15 protein-coding genes are annotated in these 17,295 nt (G+C 68.0%); 8 read left to right on the top strand and 7 right to left on the bottom strand.

What is annotated here, in order from left to right:
• The 4 genes from AX767_RS19990 to AX767_RS19975 are packed head-to-tail and all read left to right on the top strand — an operon-like array spanning window position 1 to window position 3,534.
• Window positions 1–624 carry a paraquat-inducible protein A gene (locus tag AX767_RS19990; RefSeq protein WP_068632916.1) on the top strand — a complete coding sequence of 208 codons (624 nt, stop codon included), beginning with the start codon at window positions 1–3 and terminating at the stop codon, window positions 622–624.
• Window positions 621–1,271, top strand: coding sequence for a paraquat-inducible protein A (locus tag AX767_RS19985; RefSeq protein WP_068632914.1), 651 nt, complete (start codon window positions 621–623; stop codon window positions 1,269–1,271). The genes AX767_RS19990 and AX767_RS19985 overlap by 4 nt, the downstream gene beginning before the upstream one ends.
• Window positions 1,268–2,920 carry a PqiB family protein gene (locus AX767_RS19980; protein WP_068632913.1) on the top strand — a complete coding sequence of 551 codons (1,653 nt, stop codon included), beginning with the start codon at window positions 1,268–1,270 and terminating at the stop codon, window positions 2,918–2,920. The genes AX767_RS19985 and AX767_RS19980 overlap by 4 nt, the downstream gene beginning before the upstream one ends.
• The gene (locus AX767_RS19975; RefSeq protein WP_068632911.1) at window positions 2,917–3,534 is read left to right on the top strand and encodes a PqiC family protein; all 618 of its coding nucleotides are present in this window, start codon (window positions 2,917–2,919) and stop codon (window positions 3,532–3,534) included. The genes AX767_RS19980 and AX767_RS19975 overlap by 4 nt, the downstream gene beginning before the upstream one ends.
• 4 nt (window positions 3,535–3,538) lie before the next feature.
• Here the strand turns inward: AX767_RS19975 and AX767_RS19970 are convergent, their stop codons facing one another.
• Together AX767_RS19970 and AX767_RS19965 are read right to left on the bottom strand one after the other, a co-directional pair.
• Entirely contained in the window at window positions 3,539–4,921 is a 1,383-nt protein-coding gene (locus AX767_RS19970; protein ID WP_068632910.1) for an MATE family efflux transporter, read from the bottom strand.
• Window positions 4,922–4,958: 37 nt separating this feature from the next.
• Window positions 4,959–5,477, bottom strand: coding sequence for a hypothetical protein (locus tag AX767_RS19965; protein ID WP_068632909.1), 519 nt, complete (start codon window positions 5,475–5,477; stop codon window positions 4,959–4,961).
• 105 nt (window positions 5,478–5,582) lie between these two features.
• Between AX767_RS19965 and AX767_RS19960 the strand changes: the two genes are divergently transcribed.
• The 4 genes from AX767_RS19960 (at window position 5,583) to AX767_RS19945 (ending at window position 12,405) form a co-directional block, all read left to right on the top strand.
• Window positions 5,583–7,409: a galactose oxidase early set domain-containing protein gene (locus AX767_RS19960; RefSeq protein ID WP_082755097.1), complete on the top strand. Its 1,827-nt coding sequence runs from the start codon at window positions 5,583–5,585 to the stop codon at window positions 7,407–7,409.
• Between the two features lie 72 nt (window positions 7,410–7,481).
• Entirely contained in the window at window positions 7,482–9,857 is a 2,376-nt protein-coding gene (locus tag AX767_RS19955) for a Tex family protein (protein ID WP_068632907.1), read from the top strand.
• 98 nt (window positions 9,858–9,955) lie between these two features.
• Entirely contained in the window at window positions 9,956–11,335 is a 1,380-nt protein-coding gene (gene yjjJ, locus AX767_RS19950; protein WP_068632906.1) for a type II toxin-antitoxin system HipA family toxin YjjJ, read from the top strand.
• The gene (locus AX767_RS19945; protein ID WP_068632905.1) at window positions 11,332–12,405 is read left to right on the top strand and encodes a patatin-like phospholipase family protein; all 1,074 of its coding nucleotides are present in this window, start codon (window positions 11,332–11,334) and stop codon (window positions 12,403–12,405) included. The genes yjjJ and AX767_RS19945 overlap by 4 nt, the downstream gene beginning before the upstream one ends.
• Here the strand turns inward: AX767_RS19945 and AX767_RS19940 are convergent.
• The 5 genes from AX767_RS19940 to AX767_RS19920 are packed head-to-tail and all read right to left on the bottom strand — an operon-like array spanning window position 12,369 to window position 17,295.
• Window positions 12,369–13,337 carry an alpha/beta hydrolase gene (locus AX767_RS19940; RefSeq protein WP_168164844.1) on the bottom strand — a complete coding sequence of 323 codons (969 nt, stop codon included), beginning with the start codon at window positions 13,335–13,337 and terminating at the stop codon, window positions 12,369–12,371. The two genes, AX767_RS19945 and AX767_RS19940, sit on opposite strands and share 37 nt — an antisense overlap.
• Window positions 13,338–13,359: 22 nt before the next feature.
• Complete coding sequence (locus AX767_RS19935; RefSeq protein ID WP_237288504.1) at window positions 13,360–14,304, bottom strand: Bug family tripartite tricarboxylate transporter substrate binding protein; 945 nt, start codon at window positions 14,302–14,304, stop codon at window positions 13,360–13,362.
• A 20-nt stretch (window positions 14,305–14,324) separates the two neighbouring features.
• Entirely contained in the window at window positions 14,325–15,269 is a 945-nt protein-coding gene (locus tag AX767_RS19930; protein WP_068633945.1) for an EamA family transporter, read from the bottom strand.
• Window positions 15,270–15,289: 20 nt separating this feature from the next.
• Entirely contained in the window at window positions 15,290–16,219 is a 930-nt protein-coding gene (locus tag AX767_RS19925; protein ID WP_068632902.1) for an alpha/beta hydrolase, read from the bottom strand.
• On the bottom strand, window positions 16,216–17,295 hold the full coding sequence (locus AX767_RS19920; protein ID WP_068632901.1) for a LacI family DNA-binding transcriptional regulator: 1,080 nt from the start codon (window positions 17,293–17,295) through the stop codon (window positions 16,216–16,218). The genes AX767_RS19925 and AX767_RS19920 overlap by 4 nt, the downstream gene beginning before the upstream one ends.

Below are 17,295 nucleotides of genomic sequence, written 5' to 3'. Positions count from 1 at the left end.
ATGGTCGAGGTGCCCGACACCATTGCTTGCGAAGGCTGCGACGCGGTCTACGACAAACCCGAACTGCAGCCACGTGACGTCGCCAGGTGCCCGCGCTGCGGCGCCGAGCTCGACCGCCACAGCGGTGACCTGCGCCGCCGCATCCTTCCGCTCACCGTGGCCAGCCTGATCATGTTCGCCATCGCCAACCTGTTCCCGATCGTCGAGATCGAGCTGCAGGGCAAGAGCAGCCAGACCACGCTGGCCGGCGCGGTGCAGGTGCTGGCCCAAGAAGGGATGTCGCTGGTGGCGCTTCTGGTGCTCGCGACCACGCTGCTCTTTCCGCTGTTGCAACTCTGCATCCTGGCGTGGCTGCTGGTGCCGCTGCGCAATGCGAAGCGGGCGCCCGGCTTCGCGATGCTGGTGCGCGCCATGCAGGCGCTGCGACCGTGGGGAATGATCGAAGTTTTTCTGCTCGGCGTGCTGGTGGCCATCATCAAGCTGTCGAGCATGGCGACGGTGGTGCCGGGGCCGGCGCTCTGGGCGTTCATGGTGCTCACCGTGCTGCTCACCGCCGTGCTGTCGTTCGACCCGCGCGGCTTCTGGCAGGTCGAGTTCGATCCCGACGGGGAGCAGGCCGCATGAAAACGGCGATCTCTTCCGGCCTGATGACCTGCCCGAACTGCGCCGCGGTGTGGCGCGACGCGGCCGACGGCGAGCCCTGCGGCCGCTGCGGCACGCGGCTGCACAGCCGCAAGCGCGAGAGCCTCGCCCGCACCTGGGCGCTGCTCATCGCGGCCTGCATCATGTACGTACCGGCCAACCTGCTGCCGGTGATGATCACCAAGAGCTTCTTCGGCACGCAATACGACACCATCCTCAGCGGCGTCATCTACTTCTGGGTGTCCGGCGCCTGGGGCCTCGCAGCCATCGTGTTCATCGCGAGTTTCCTGGTGCCGCTGTTCAAGCTGGCGGTGCTGTTCTTGCTTGTGTTCCTGGCGCAGCGCCGCAGCGACTGGCGCCAGCCCGAGCGCGCGAGGCTCTATCACATCATCGAAGTGATCGGCCGCTGGTCGATGCTCGATGTGTTCGTCGTGTCGCTGCTGACCGGGCTGGTGCAAATCCAGGGCTTCGCGCAGATCACCGCCGGCGTCGGCATTGCGGCATTCGGCTCGGTGGTGGTACTGACGATGCTCGCCTCCCGCAGCTTCGACCCCCGGCTGACCTGGGACAGCCACGAAACCGCAACGACACCCCTGGGACATGAAAAAATCAGTGAACCGCAAGCATGAGTGATCAACCTTCCATTCCGCCCGCCGCCAGCCCGGCGCCGCCCCCGCCGGTCCAGTCCCCGACCATCGTGAAACGGCGCGACTGGGTGCCGTCGCTGATCTGGCTGATTCCGATCGTCGCGGCGCTCGTCGGTATCACGCTGGTGGCCAAGTTGCTCTGGGACCGCGGTCCCGAGATCGTGCTGACCTTCAACACGGCCGAAGGCCTGGAGGCCAACAAGACGGCCGTGAAATACAAGGATGTGCAGATCGGCGTGGTCCAGACCATCCGTCTCGCGCGCGACCGCTCTCAGGTGCGGGTGCTGGTGCAGCTCAACAAGGAAGCCTCGGGCTTCACTGCGTCGGACACGCGTTTCTGGGTGGTGCGACCCCGCCTCGATACCTCGGGCATCTCGGGCCTCGGCACCTTGCTGTCGGGAGCCTACATCGGAGCCGATGCCGGCGTTTCCGAGGAGACGAGCGGGGAATTCACCGGCCTCGAGGTACCGCCCATCGTCACCCGTGACGCCAGCGGCCGGCAATTCCAGTTGAGGGCGCGCGACATCGGCTCGCTCGACATCGGTTCGCCCGTGTACTTCCGGCGCATCAAGGTCGGGCAGATCGCCTCGTACGAACTCGACGGCGACGGCCGCGGCGTGACGCTGCGCGTGTTCGTCAACGCGCCCTACGACAAGTTCGTTGGCGTCAACACGCGCTTCTGGCAGGCCAGCGGCATCGATGCGCAACTGAGCGCGAGCGGCTTCACGCTGCGCACGCAGTCGCTCGCCACCTTGCTGCTCGGCGGCATCGCGTTCCAGGCGCCCGAAGACGCCATGGGGCCGCTCGCGACCGAGAACGCCGCCTTCGCGCTGGCGCAGGACGAAATGAGCGCGATGAAGGAGCCCGACGGCCCCTCGCAAACCATGTTGATGTACTTCAACCAGTCGGTGCGCGGCCTGTCGCCTGGTGCGGCGGTCGACTTTCGCGGCATCGTGATCGGCGAGGTCAAGTCCATCGGCGTGCAGTTCGACCGCGCCGAGCGGCAACTGCTGATGCCGGTGCTCGTCACGGTGTACCCCGACCGCATGCGTCGCCTGGACGGGGCGCGCGACCTGCCGCAGTCGGAGGTCGAGCGGCAGCAGCGCCTGACCCAGATGGTGGCCCGCGGCCTGCGCGCCCAGCTGCGCACCGGCAACTTGCTGACGGGCCAGATCTACGTCGCACTCGACTTTTTCCCTAAAGAGAAAAAGGTCGTCGTCGACGTGACGCAAAACCCGATCGTGGTGCCGACCGTGCAGAACAGCCTCGACGAGATCCAGACCCAGGTCCAGGAAATCGCGACCAAGCTCAACAAGATTCCGTACGAGGAACTGGCCGGCGATGTCCGCAAGACCCTCGGCACCTTGAACAAGACGCTGACCGCGGCGGAGGCCACCGTCACCCGCATCAACAACGACGTGACCCCCGAGCTCGCTGCCGCCATGAAGGATGTGCGCAAGACGATGAACAGCGCCGAACGCACGATCGCCGAGGATTCGCCTTTGCAGCAGGACGTGCGCCAGACCTTGCAGGAACTCACACGCGCCGCCGGCTCGGTGCGCGTCCTGACCGACTACCTCGAACGCCATCCCGAGTCGCTGTTGCGCGGCAAACCGGACGACAAGAAATGAAGACCTTCGCCCTGGCCACGGCCGTTGCCATCGCTGCTGTGCTCGCTGGGTGCGCCAGCAAGCCGACGCTCTACTACACGCTGGCGGAGGCCGCCCCGGCAATGGCCGCTGCCCCGACCCCGCTCGGCGCACCGCTCTACATCGAGATGCTGCCGCTCGCCATGCCGGAGCGCCTCGCGCGGCCGCAGCTTGTCGTGAAGCAGCCCGGCGACGCCAACGCCCAGGTCGAGGTGCTCGAACAGCACCGCTGGGCGTCGTCGTTCGAAAACGAACTGCGCGACGCGCTGGCCAGCGGCGTGGCCGCGCGCCTCGGTGCCTTCGACGCGACCAAGGGCGGCCGCCAGAACGCGCAGCCGGCCTGGCGCATCGCCGTGCAGGTTCGGCAGTTCGACGCCATCGAAGGCGCGCGCGTCGAGGCCGGCTTCGGCTGGACGCTCCGCCGTTCAGATGCCGCCCTCACGACCGCCTGCCAGCTGAGCCTGAGCGAACCGGTGGGCAGCGGCATCGATGCGGTCGCGCAGGGCGCGCGTCGCCTCACCGCCAACGCCGCCGCGGCGATCGCGCGCAGCGTGGCGGCGGCACAGGCGAATCCGTCGGCGCCCTGCGCGACGTAGGAATTCACACGAGCCTGCGGATGGCCTTCTTGCGCCAGACCAGCCGGTAGTACGCGGTCTGCAGCGCGAGCATCGAGAGGAAGGCTGCGGGGTACGCGACCCACACGCCGTTCAGGCCGATGCGATGGCTCATCACCCAGGCCACCGGCACTTCGACACCGATGATGCAGACGATGGAAATGAGCGTCGGCACCAGCACCGAGCCGCTCGCCCGCATGATCCCCGAGAGCGAGGCGGCCATGCCGAAGAGGACCAGGCTCCACAGCATGATGTGCAGCAGCGATTGCGCGATCTCGATCACCGGCGCGCTGGTGATGAAGAGACCCATCAGTGGCCGGGAGAACAGGTAGCCGAGCAGCACGAGGCCGCCGGTGAGGCACAGGTTCATGAGGAGCGCGGTCCGCGCGATGGCGCCCAGGCGGTCGGAATGCCCTGCGCCGATGGCCTGCGCGCCGAGGATCGATGCGCTGATCGCGATCGAGATCGCCGGGAACTGCACATACGCCACGACCTGGTTCACCGCGCCGTAGGCTGCCGTGGCGTCCGAGCCGTAGCCGTTGACCAGCGAGAGCAGGGCGATTTCGGCGAGCGCGATCACGATGGTCTGCACGCCGGTCGGAACGCCGATCTTCAGCACGGCTTTGAGGATCTTCGGGTCGATGCGCATGTGCCGGAAAAAGTCGGCATCGGGCGCGAGCGGGCTGCCGCGCTGCCGCAGCCGCCAGCCCAGCCACAGCGTCGCGATGACGAACGCCACCGTGGTGGCCCACGCGCCGCTCGCCACGCCAAGCTGCGGCAAGCCGCCCCAGCCGCGAATCAGCGCGGGCGTGACGACGAGGCCGATGGCGGTGGAAATGATCAGCGTCATGAGCGGCGTGACGGTATCGCCCACGCCGCGCAGCATCGCCGTGGACAACACAAAGACGAACAGCCCCGGCATCGCGATGAGCATGATGCGGGCGTAGCTTGTCGAGTCGGCCAGCACGTCGGGCGGCGTGCCGAGCAGGGCCAGCATCGGCCGCGTGAACGTGCCGCCGAACAGGGCCACCAGCAGCCCGAGCAGGATGCCGACGCTGAGCGTGGTGCCCGCGACCGCCTTCACCTTGCCGGTGTCGCGGGCGCCCCAGGCCTGCCCGATCAGCACCGACGCGCCGGCGCCCAGGCCAATCACGAAGGCGATGAAGAAGAACATCACCGGAAAGAAACTCGATACCGCCGCCAGCGCCTTCACGCCCAGCATCTGCCCCACGTAGATGTTGTTGAGCGTGCCCGACAGCGACTGCAGGATGTTGCTGAGCAACATCGGGGCGAGGAAGAAAAGGAAGGTCTTCCAGAGCGGGCGGCTCTCGGTGGCCGTCAAGGGAGAGGAAGCGCGGTCGATGGGCATGGCGGCGAATCCTACCCGCGCGAAAACGGGACTGGCGTCAGGCGCTGCGCCGTTTGCGCCACCAGAGGCGCACGCCTTCCTTCACCGCACGCACGCTGCGCCAGGGCGCGCTTTCGCGCACGGTGTTGAGCACCGAGTTCTTCCAGTTTTTCCAGCGCGGATACCAGCGCGCGAACAGGGGAATGCGCATGAGCGTGGTCTCGACCAGCTGGAAGATGCGCGCGACGATCGCGGTGCCGATGAGCTTGGCGACGACGAGCACCGTGACGCCCGTGGCCGCGTGGCCTTCACTGAAGAGATACAGCGCGAGGATCTTGACTGGCAACAGAACCAGCACCGGCAGCAGGAAGGCGAGCAGTGCAGCCCAAGGCGGCAGGTCGCGCATCCAGCCCTCCGCGCGCGCCCAGAACGGCAGGCGAGAAAGTCGGGCCACCAGGGCGGCCAGCGGTGCCCACCCCCACTCTTCGAACAGCAGCACCGGGACGAGCAACGCCGTCGCGATGCCGCGCAACAGGGCGGCCACGCGGCTGCGAAAAGGGCGAATTTGTGCACGCATCGCTGCAGCTTAAGCGCAGCGCGCCGGCGGTGGCATCGATCATGGGCTAATTAAAAAGTACTATCCGCGCACACACGGCGCCAGCCGGACTTCAGGGAGTTCTTCATGTTTCAAGCACACGTTTCGTGGGCGCGCCTCGCGCGTCGACACGTTTCCACTGTCTCTCTCTCGGCCTCGGCCGTGCTGCTCGCCGCCTGCGGCGGTGGCGGCGGCTCCGGCGGCGGAGCGGTCGGCTTGCCGACGAGCGGCGCCGACGCCGGCGCCACCGTCACTGCGCAATCCGCCGCCGGCAATGCTGCCGCGACACCCGCCGCGCAGAGCGCGCCGGGCGTTCAGGCCCAACTCACCCTGACGCCCGAAGAAGTCAAGGAGCGGCTGCGCGACGCGGAATCCGCGCGCATACGCGACATGGAAACCGACACGCCCGGCGTCCCGAAGCGGTATGCAGAAGTCGCCGAAGTGGCCGACATCGCCAAGTCCGAGGCGCTGGTCGCCAAGGCCGCAGCCCTGCCGCCGGATGCCGGCACGCGAGGCTCCTGGTCGGCGCCGATCGCCTGGCCGATCATCGCGATCCACGCGGTGCTCGCACCCAACGGCAAGGTCATGACCTATGGCACCAATCAAGCCGGCGCACAGACCGCACAGCTGGTGTACGACGTGTGGGACCCGGTCACCAAGATCCATACGCTGCTGCCCAACACCACCGGCTCCGACATCTTCTGCAATTCGCAGCTGGTGCTGCCGGTGTCGGGCCAGGTGCTGCTGGCGGGCGGCGACATCCGCGGGCAGAAGGTGCCCAACGGCAGCGGCGGCATTCTGGTGAACCGCGGCATCCGGGACGTCAATTTGTTCGATGCAACGACGCAGACCATGGTCGCGGCGGGCATGCCCATGAACTACGCGCGCTGGTACGACACTCTCACCACGCTGCCCGACGGCCGCGTGATGGTGATGGGTGGCTACGACGCCGACGGCCGAAGCGTGCCTCAAACGGAGGTCTACAACGGCGTGGGCCCCGGCTGGGTGGAGATGACCAACGCCCGGTACCCGAATGGCGCGGCGTACCCGCGCAGCTATGTCGCTCCGAGCGGCAAGGTGATCGCGTTCAGCAGCGCGCAGCTCCATGAGCTGGACCCTAACGGTGCCGGCGCCCTGCGGGTCTTGCCCCAAACGCTGCCCGTGGCCACCGACTGGACCTTGCCCCACGCGATGTACGACCGCGGCAAGGTGCTCGTCGGCGGCGCCGACGGCACGGCGGCCGTGCTCGACATCAACGGCGCCGCCCCGGTGTCGAGAGTGGTCGATGGCATCGGTCCGACCCATCAAATCTGGGCGACGATGACCGTGCTGGCCGACGGGCAGGTGCTCAACACCGGCGGCTCGCCGTCCGCCAATGCCGCGCCCAACGCGGGCTACACCGCCGACATCTGGAATCCGCGCACCGAAAAATGGACCATCGGCGCCTCGGCCGTGAACTACCGGCTTTACCACTCGACCGCCTTGCTGTTGCCCGACGCCACCGTGCTGGTGGCCGGTGGCGGCGCGCCCGGACCGGCGATCCAGCTGAACGCCGAGATCTTTTCGCCGCCCTATCTCTTCGCCAAGGACGGCAGCGGTCAGCGCCTGCCGCGCCCGTCGATCCTGAGCGCTCCCAAAGACCTGGCGCTCGGCACGCCCTACCGCATGAGCGTGGTCAGCCAGAAACCCATCCAGCGCGTGAACCTGGTGCGCACCGGCTCGGTCACGCATTCGATCAATTTCGACCAGCGCTTCCTGAACGTGCCCTTCACGCAGAGTGGCAGCAGCGTCACGCTGAATGTGGACGAAACCAACAACGTGCTGCCGCCCGGCCACTACATGGTGTTTGCGATCGACAGCGACGGCGTTCCGTCGATCGCCAAAATCGTGCGGATCGGTGTGCGCGCCGCCTGACGTGTGTCGTGAAAGCGGGGCGGCGCCCCTATGGCAAACTCCCGCGCTTCGACACAGGGACGCGCTCCAGACATGCAGAAAATCATTCGCCAGCTCGCGGCCGAGATCAAGGTCGGCGAGCACCAGGTGAAGGCGGCCATCGAGCTGCTCGACGGGGGCGCCACGGTGCCCTTCATCGCCCGCTACCGCAAGGAGGCCACCGACGGCCTCGACGACATCCAGCTGCGCGAACTCGAAGCGCGCCTTTCGTATCTGCGTGAGCTCGAAGACCGCCGCGCCGCGGTGCTCAAAGCCATCGACGAGCAGGGCAAGCTCACGCCGGAGCTGCGCGCCGCCATCGAATTCGCGCCGACCAAGCAGGAGCTGGAAGACCTCTACCTGCCGTTCAAGCAGAAGCGCCGCACCAAGGGCCAGATCGCACGCGAGTTCGGCATCGAGCCGCTCGCCGACAAGTTGCTGGCCGACCCGACGCTCGATCCCGCCATCGAAGCGCAGGCGTTCTTGAAGCCCGCCACGACGCTCGACGACGGCAAGCCGGGCCCCGACTTCTCGACGGTGCCGGCAGTGCTGGACGGCGTGCGCGACATCCTCTCGGAGCGCTGGGCCGAAGACGCTGCGCTGGTGCAGTCGATGCGCCAGTGGCTCTGGGCCGAAGGGCTCTTCAAGTCGACGCTGATGGCCGGCAAGGATGAGAACAACGTCGACGTTTCCAAGTTTCGCGACTACTTCGACTACGACGAGCCGATCGGCCGCGTGCCGTCGCACCGTGCGCTGGCCGTGTTCCGCGGTCGCACGCTGGACATGCTCGATGCCAAGCTGGTGCTGCCGGTCGAACCCGAGCCCGGCAAGCCGTCGGTGGCCGAAGGGCGCATTGCGCTGCACCTCGGCTGGAGCCATTCGGGCCGCAAGGCCGACGACCTGATCCGCAAATGCGTGGCCTGGACCTGGCGCGTGAAGCTGAGTCTCTCGACCGAGCGCGATCTCTTCACGCGGCTGCGCGAAGACGCCGAAAAGGTCGCCATCAAGGTCTTCGCCGACAACCTGCGCGATTTGCTCTTGGCCGCACCGGCCGGCCCGCGCGTGGTGCTCGGGCTGGACCCCGGCATCCGCACCGGCGTGAAGGTGGCCGTGGTGGATGCGACCGGCAAGCTGGTCGAGACCGCCACCGTGTTCCCGCATGAACCGCGCAAGGACTGGGAAGGCTCGCTGCACACGCTCGGCAAGCTGTGCGCCAAGCACGGCGTGAACCTCATCGCCATCGGCAACGGCACGGCCAGCCGCGAGACCGACAAGCTGGCGGCCGACCTCATCAAGCTGCTCGGCAAGATGGCCGAGCAGGCCGGTGCGCCGCCGATGGCCATCGACAAGGTGGTGGTGAGCGAAGCCGGTGCCTCGGTCTATTCGGCCAGCGAACTCGCCTCGCAGGAAATGCCCGATGTCGACGTGAGCCTTCGCGGTGCCGCGAGCATCGCGCGCCGCCTCCAAGACCCGTTGGCCGAACTCGTGAAGATCGATCCCAAGGCGATCGGTGTCGGCCAGTACCAGCACGACGTGAACCAGAGCGAGCTCGCGCGCACCCTGCACGCGGTGGTCGAAGATTGCGTGAACTCGGTCGGCGTCGACCTCAACACGGCCAGCGTGCCGCTGCTGAGCCGCGTGTCGGGCCTGTCGGGCAGCGTCGCCAAGGCGGTGGTGCGCTGGCGCGAAGCCAACGGCGCGTTCGCGACGAGGAAGCAATTGCTCGGCGTGACCGGTTTCGGCCCCAAGGCCTTCGAGCAGAGCGCGGGTTTCCTGCGCATTCGCGGCGGCACCGATCCGCTCGACGTGACCGGCGTGCACCCCGAAACCTATCCGCTGATCGAGCAGATCATCGTCAAGACCGGGAAGCCCATCGCCGAGCTCATGGGCCGCGCCGACATGCTCAAGACGCTCAAGCCCGAGCTGTTTGCCAACGAGAAGTTCGGCGTCATCACGGTGAAAGACATCCTCGGCGAACTCGAAAAGCCCGGCCGCGATCCGCGCCCCGACTTCAAGGTGGCGCGCTTCAACGACGGCGTGGAAGACATCAAGGATTTGGTCGAGGGAATGATCCTCGAAGGCACGGTGAGCAACGTCGCGCAGTTCGGCGCGTTCATCGACCTGGGCGTGCACCAGGACGGCCTGGTGCACGTGAGCCAGCTCGCCAACAAGTTCGTGGAAGACGCGCGCGAGATCGTCAAGACCGGCGACATCGTCCGCGTCAAGGTGATGGAAGTCGACGTGGCGCGCAAGCGCATCGGCCTGTCGATGAAGCTCGACGCTGCGCCGGCCCGCCGCGACGGCCCGCGCGACAACCGCTTCGAAGGCGCCGGCCGCGGCCAGCAACAGGGTGCGCGGCGCGACAACTCGCCGCAGCCTGCGGGGCAGATGGCGAGTGCGTTCGCGAAGCTGCAGAGTCTGAAAAAGTAATCGAGAATCTTCTCTCTTGGTGGTCCAAGACGTATAGAAGTTGTTGATTTGAAAGAGATTAAGTAAAATTAATCTTTTCAAGAATCTTCTCACTTCAGATGCCAGCTGTTGCCGCCGCCAATCCCGATCAGCTCCAGGCGGCGTTGGCGCGCGGCCCGGCCAGCGCGGGTGAACTGGCGGCGGTGCTCCAGGTCAGCGTGCCGACACTGCATCGCTTGCTGCAGCGGCTTCCTTCTCCTGTGGTGCGCGCCGGCGCTGCGCGACGCACGCGCTATGCGCTGCCGCGTGCGGTGCGCGGTGCCGCCATGTCATGGCCGCTCTACGCCGTCGACGCGAGCGGGCAGGTGAGCACACTCTCGCAGCTGTCGCCCGTGCGCCCGGAAGGAAGCTGGATGGCGCTGACCGACAGCGCCTGGCCGGTGCCGGAGGAGGCACGAGACGGTTGGTGGGACGGCCTGCCGTACCCGCTGCACCAGATGCGGCCGCAGGGCTACATGGGCCGTCAATTCGCGCAGGTCCAGGCGCAGACGCTCGGTGTGCCCGCCAACCCGCTGGCGTGGAGCGACGAAGATGTGTTGGTGGCGCTGAGCCAGCGCGGCACCGACCTCAGCGGCAATCTCATCCTCGGAGACGTCGCCTGTGAGCAATGGCTGGCGACGCGAGCGAATCCTCTGGCGCCGCTGGCGCCGCGTGGGCTGGGCGCGCGCTACCTCCAACTCGCCGAGCAGGCCGTGGCGGCGGGCGTGGTCGGGTCCAGCGCCGGCGGGGAGTTCCCCAAGTTCACCGCGCAGCGTGCATTGGCCGACAGCGCCACGCCGCACGTGCTGGTCAAGTTCTCGGGCGCCGACGATTCGGCAGCCGTGCGTCGCTGGTCCGATCTGCTCGTGTGCGAGCACCTCGCCGCCGCGCATGCCGAAGCGATGCCCGGCATCGTCAGCGCGCGCACCCGCATCGTGATGCATGGCGGGCGCACCTTTCTCGAGGTCGAGCGCTTCGACCGCCACGGCGATGCCGGCCGCAGCCCCTTGTGCGCGCTCGACATCCTCAACGCCACTTTTCTTGGCGACAGTCCGATGGACTGGCCGCACCTCGCCAGCCGACTGGCTGCGCTCAAGCTCGTGAACGACGACGATCTGCTGCGCGTGCAGCGCCTCTGGTGGTTCGGCAGACTCATCGCCAACACCGACATGCATGCCGGCAATCTGAGTTTTCGCCCGGAAGCGGGGCGGCTGGCGCTCGCGCCGATGTACGACATGCTCCCCATGCGGTACGCGCCGTTGGGTGGCGGCGAAGTGCCGCGGCACAGCTTCGAGCCCACGCTGCCCTTGCCGTCTCAACGCGCCGTTTGGCACGAGGCATGCGATGCAGCATCCGCTTTCTGGCTCGCGGTGGGCGGGGACCGCCGCATCGGCGACGGCTTCCGGGCAACCGCCGCGGCCAACGCCATCGCGCTGGGACGGCTTCGAGACAAGGCATGAAAGCGCTCCGCATCTACGCCGGCCCCGCGGCACGCAAACACATTGCCGCGCACGGCCTGCAGCCCAAGGACGTGCGCACCATCCCCGGCGCGGCGGGCGGGCCGAAGGGCCTCATCCTCGGTCCCATCGATCGCTTCCTGTTCGGCGACTGGCTGCCGCGCTCGAGCCAGCCGGTCGATCTGGTGGGCGCCTCCATCGGCGCCTGGCGGCTCGCCACGGCCTGCCTCGACGACCCGGTGGCGGCGTTCCAGCGCCTCGAACACGACTACGTCCGGCAGCGCTACGACCTGCCGGCGGGGCAAAAGCGGCTCACCGCGCGGCAAGTCAGCCAGAGCTTCGCGGCCAACCTGGCGTCGTTCTACCGCGGGCGCGTCGGCGAAGTGCTCAACCATCCGCGTTACCGGCTGCACGTGGTCACCTCGCGTGGCCGGCACATCCTGGGGCGCGAGGGCAGGGCGCGCACGCCGGTCGGCTACCTCGGCGCTTTCGCGACCAACAGCGTGCACCGCAAGAGCCTCGGCGCATGGCTGGAACGCTGCGTATTTTCCACGCCCGGCGCTGCGCTGCCGTTCGACACGCGCGATTTCCGCACGCGCCAGTTCGACCTGAGTGACGCGAACTTCAACCTCGCGCTGCAGGCCTCATGCGCGATCCCTTTCTTGCTCGAAGCGGTTCACGACATTCCCGGCGGCCCGCGCGGCGCTTACTGGGACGGCGGCATCACCGACTACCACCTGCACCTGGACTACACGCCGCGCGACGCGGGCCTGGTGCTGTATCCGCATTTCCAGCAGGCGGTGGTGCCGGGCTGGCTCGACAAGGGATTGAAGTGGCGGCATCGCGCCACCGGCTTTCTCGATCGCATGGTGGTGCTGGCGCCCGACCCGGAATGGATCCGCACGCTGCCCCATGCCAAGCTGCCCGACCGCAAGGACTTCATCCACTACGCGAACGATCCCGAGGCGCGCATCACCGCGTGGGACCGCGCGGCGCGCGAGGCGGAGCGGCTGGCGGACGAACTGGCGGAGCGCCTTCAGGGCGACGACATCGGCGACGTGCTGCCGCTCTGAGCGGCTTGCGGTGCGCCGGGGCCGATGTGCCGTGCGAGGAAATCCTCGAAGGTCTGCTGCACCGTTCGACGGCTTGCCGGACCCGCGTCGCCAACCGCGCGCACTGCCGCCTCGGCCCGATAGAAATGCCCCGATCCGCCGACGCACGCGACCTCGCACAACCGGCCTGCGTCGCACATCGCCCGGGCCATCTGCGGCGTGCCCTTGCGCACGTATTCGAGGTCTTCGTCGCCGTACACCAGCAACACGGCCGGGCCGTTGGGCGCCGTCTGCAGATGCCGCGCCATGTCGTCGGGGCTGACGTAACCCGACAGCGACACGACCGCGGCGACGCGTGCGTTTTCGCCGAGGGCCGCGTTGAGCGCGGTGCGCGCGCCCGCCGAGAAACCCCCGATCGCGATCCGCGCCGGATCGACGTTCCATGACGTTGCGTTGTCGTGCACGAACTGCACCGCGCTCGCCATGTCGTCGCTCGCCGCTTCGATGCCGCGCCAGAGCATGTCGGGCGTGGCAGGGTCGAGCGCCATCAACCGGCGCACCACGTCGATGCGCGAGGTGGGGATCTGGTCGGGCGAGCCGATGACCGGTGTCGCCCCGGGTGCCGGGTCTTCGGGGACGAGGCGGTAGTCGATCGAGAAAGCGACGTAGCCCTGCAGCGCGAACCGCAGGCAGTACTCCGCCACCGAGGTGTTGCCGGCTTCCGCGCCGAAGCTGTCGTTTTCCTTCGAGCCGCGGTGGAAGGCGCCGCCGAACGCCATCACGAGCGCAGGTCGTGCGACGTCGTCATGCCTTGCGGGCAGGTAGACGTCCATCGCGAGCGGGCGCGTGGTCGGGCCGCCTGTCGCGCTCCAGCCGACCTGGCCATCGCCATAGACGATGTCGCGCTGCACCGTGCCGCCACCGGCCACGAGTCGGGCCTCCAGGGGGTTCATCGATTCGGTCATCGGGTGCCCGTCAGTCCATCGTGATGTTGCTGGTGCGGGCGACTTCGCCCCACACCTTCACGTTGTCGGCGAAGGCGGCGCGCCACTCGGCGGCCGAGGGTGCCGGCGCGACGGGGATGGCGCCGCCATCGATCAGCAGACGCTGCATGTCCGGCTGCGCCATCGCCTTGTTGATCGACGCGTTGAGCCGCGCCGCCGTGGCGGGGCTCAGCCTGGCCGGCGCGAAGACCGCGTACCAGCCGACCGTGTCGAACGGGATGCCGGCTTGCGTCAGCGTCGGCACGTCGGGCAGCGCCGGCGAGCGGCTCGATCCGGTGATGGCCAGCGCACGCAGGCGACCGGCCTTGATGAGCGGCGTCATCGAGACGACATCCATGATCGCCACGTCGACCAGCCCCGAAAGAATGTCCGGAAGCGCGGCTTGGCCGCCCTTGTACGGAACGTGGGTGAGCTTGAAGCCGCCGAGGGCCTGGATGCGTTCGCCGACGAGGTGCGGCGGCGCGCCGTTGCCGAAGGTCGCGTAGCTGAGCGGCGCCGACGACTTCTTCGCAGTCGCGATCAGGTCGGCCACCGAACGAATGGGCGAGTCGGCCCGCGTCACCAGCAGCAGGGGAACGATCGCGATCTGCGCCACCGGCTCGAAGTCTTTCACCGGGTCGAACGACAGGCCCTTGAACACCGCCGGCGCGATGGCAAAGGGTGCTGCAGTCAGCATCAGCGTGTAGCCGTCTGGCGACGACCGGGCAACGCTGTCGGCGCCAATGTTGCCGCTGGCACCGGGCTTGTTGTCGACGACGATCGGCTGGCCGAGGTCTTGCCGAAGATGCTCGCCGAGCTTGCGCGCGACGATGTCGGTGCCGCCGCCCGCCGGGAACGGCACCACCAGCTTGATCGGCTTGTCGGGAAACGCCTGCGCCTGGACCGCGCCTGCCGACAGCACCAGCCCAAGGGCCATACAAAGACTTCTTGCAACGTTCACATCGATCTCCGGATAAAGAAATTCGTGTTGGAAAGGCGGCCGCCGAACATCACCGCGGCCAGCGCGGCGACCACGAAGGCGATGCCGGCCCACTGCCACGCGGTGATGGTTTCGCCCAGCAGGCCCATGCCGGCCGCGAGGCCGACCACCGGCACGCCCAGGCTGAAGGGCGCGACGCGATTTGCCGGGTGGCGCTTGAAAAGTCCGGTCCACATCGCGTAGGCGAGGATCGTGGCGACCCAGCCCAGATACGCCGCGCCCAGCCACGCGCCGACGCTCGCGTGCAGCCACTGCCAGCGCACCGCGACCGGATCGAACAGCAGGCTCATCGCCACGAAGGGCAGGATGGGCACCAGGCTGCTCCACACCACGAAGCCGAGCGCGTCGTAGTGCGGGTGCGACTGTTGCGCCTTGCGCGTGATGATGTTCGAGACACCCCACATCGCGGCAGCGCACAGATTCAGCAGCAGGCCGAGCAGGGTGGTGCCACCGGCCGCGCCACCACCGACGAAGTTGAGCGCGAAGCAGCCCAATCCGATGGCGGCCAGCGCCAGTCCGATGCGCAGCGGCCCGCCGATGCGCTCGTGCAGCAGCACCACGCCGAGCAGCGTGGTGAAGAACAGCTGCGTCTGCATCACGACCGACGCCAGCGCGGCCGTCATGCCGGCCTGCAGCGCCACGAACAGCAGGCCGAACTGACCCACGCCTTGCGCCAACCCGTAGTAGACGAGCCAGCGCATCGGCAACTGGGGGCGCTTGACCAGCAGCACCAGCGGCAACGCCGCGAAGACGTAGCGCGCGGCGCCCAGCTGGAACGGCGTGAAGTCGCGCAGCGAGAACTTCATTGCCACGAAGTTGAGGCCCCAGATGACGACCACGCCCAGCGCAGCGACGAGGTCGCGGCTGCCGAAAGCGAGCGGGCCCGCGCCTGCGGTCGGCACTTGCTGCGTCGCCCTCGTCGTCACGCAGCGATTCCTGGAGCCGCGACCATGCGCGTGGCGAGGAAGCGCGCGATCGCATCCTCGACGCTCGCATGGTGCGTGCCTGCGACGGGAGTGATCGATGCGCAGGCCGGATAGAAGTGAGAGCCGTCGTCGACGATGTAGCTCTCGTGGTCGACGCCGAGGGTCTGCATGTGCAGATGCAGCGCGTCGTTGATCGGGCCCATGCCGGGCAAATCGTTCGCGCCGCGGAACAGGATGGCCGGCGGCGCGTCCGCGGCGACGATGTACTTGTGCATCTCGGCGATGCCCATCGCACCCGACAGCGCGACCACGGCCGCCGCTGGGCTCTTCTGGCCGTAGGCGGCTGCGAGCGCCATCATGGCGCCGGCCGAGAAGCCGCCCGCGGCGATGCGGTCCGGCGCCACGCCCAATGCCTGCGCGTTGGCGTGCACCCAGTCGATGGCCGTCCCCATGTCGTCGATGGCCGCTTCGATCGCGTTGGCGATCATCACGGGCGTCGAGGGCGGCAAGCCCATGATTCGGCGCACGAAATCGATCCGGTCGCGGCTGATGCCCATCGGGTTCAGCAAGAGCGGCGTGGTGCCGGGTTGCGGGTCTTCAGGCGTGAGTCGGTAGTCGATGGAAAAGCACACATAGCCACGTCGCGCGAACTCGTGGCAGTAACCCGAGATCGGCGTGTTCTCGTGACCGTCTTCCTGAACGATGTCGGTCTGCCGCGAGCCGCGGTGGAACGCACCGCCAAACGCCAGCACGAGCGCGGGCCTGGCCACGTCCGGTGCACCGACGGGACGGTAGATGTCGAGCAGCAGTGGCCGCGTGCGCGGTGTCGTGCCAAAGTCCACGACCGCTTCGCCGTAGCGCACGTCGCTTTCGATTGCCACGTCGTAACGCGGGGTGATGAAGTCTTCGGTGTCGATTGAATTCATGGTGTGCCTGTTCGTGCAGTTGATGCGGCGGGCCCGGTGCTGCCGCGGATGATGAGTTGGGTCTCGAGTTCGCAGCGTTCCATCACGGTCTCGCCCGCGAGCTTGCGGGCCAGCCATTCGGCCGCCAGGAGGCCGAGCTTTTCGGACGGCGTGCTCACCGTGGTGATGCCCGGGTCCATCGCTGCCGCGACTTCGAGGTCGCTGTAGCCGGTGATGGACATTCGCTCGGGCACCGCGATGCCCTGCGTGCGGCATTCCATGAGTGCGCCGGCTGCAAGCAAGTCGTTGGCGCAGATCACGGCGGTCGTGTCGGGATGCTGCTGCAGCACGGCACGCATGGCATTGCGGCCATCCTGCAGGCCGCTGCCGCCCGCGAACACGATGCGATCGGCAGGCAGCGGCAGGCCTCGTGCTGCGAGCGCGCCCTCGATGCCGGCGAGGCGGTCGCGCTCGCGGTCGCTGACGCGCAAGAAGGCCATGATCACCGCGAAGCGCTCGTGCCGCAGGTCCAGCAGATGCCGCGTCGCGTTGTCCATCGCCTTCTGGTGGTCGAAGCCGATGCAGGCGACGTCGGGGCTGTACGACCAGGTCACGATGCAGGGCAGGCCGCTCTGTTCGAGCAACACCGCCAGCTCGGGGTCGCGCTGCACGCCGACCAGCACCAGCCCGTCGACGCCTTGCCGGACCATGGCGTGCACCGCGTCGAGCTCTTTCTTCTCGTCGTAGTCCGACGTGGCGATCAGCAGCGAATAGCCGGCATTGCGGCAGCCCACCTGCAAGCCTTCCACCATGCTGCCGAAGTAGCCGTGCCGGAACGACGGGATGACCGCGCCGATGGCCATGCTCCGGCTGCGTCGCAACGAGCGCGCCACGCCGTTCGGCTGGTAGCGCAGCGCCTGCGCGGCGGCGGTCACGCGCTTGAGCGTGTCCTGGTTCAGCTGGTGCGGCGAATTGAACGCGCGCGATACCGTCGCCGGCGACACCCCCGCCTGGCGCGCGACTTCCTGCACCGAGGCCACTGCGGCGGGGCGGCGACTGGCGTTGCGCGTTGTTGGAGCGGGGGTCTTCTTGTTCAT

Origin of the sequence: Variovorax sp. PAMC 28711 (assembly GCF_001577265.1) — a bacterium.
Classification (GTDB): domain Bacteria; phylum Pseudomonadota; class Gammaproteobacteria; order Burkholderiales; family Burkholderiaceae_C; genus Variovorax.
This window is presented reverse-complemented; position numbering and strand designations above follow the sequence as displayed.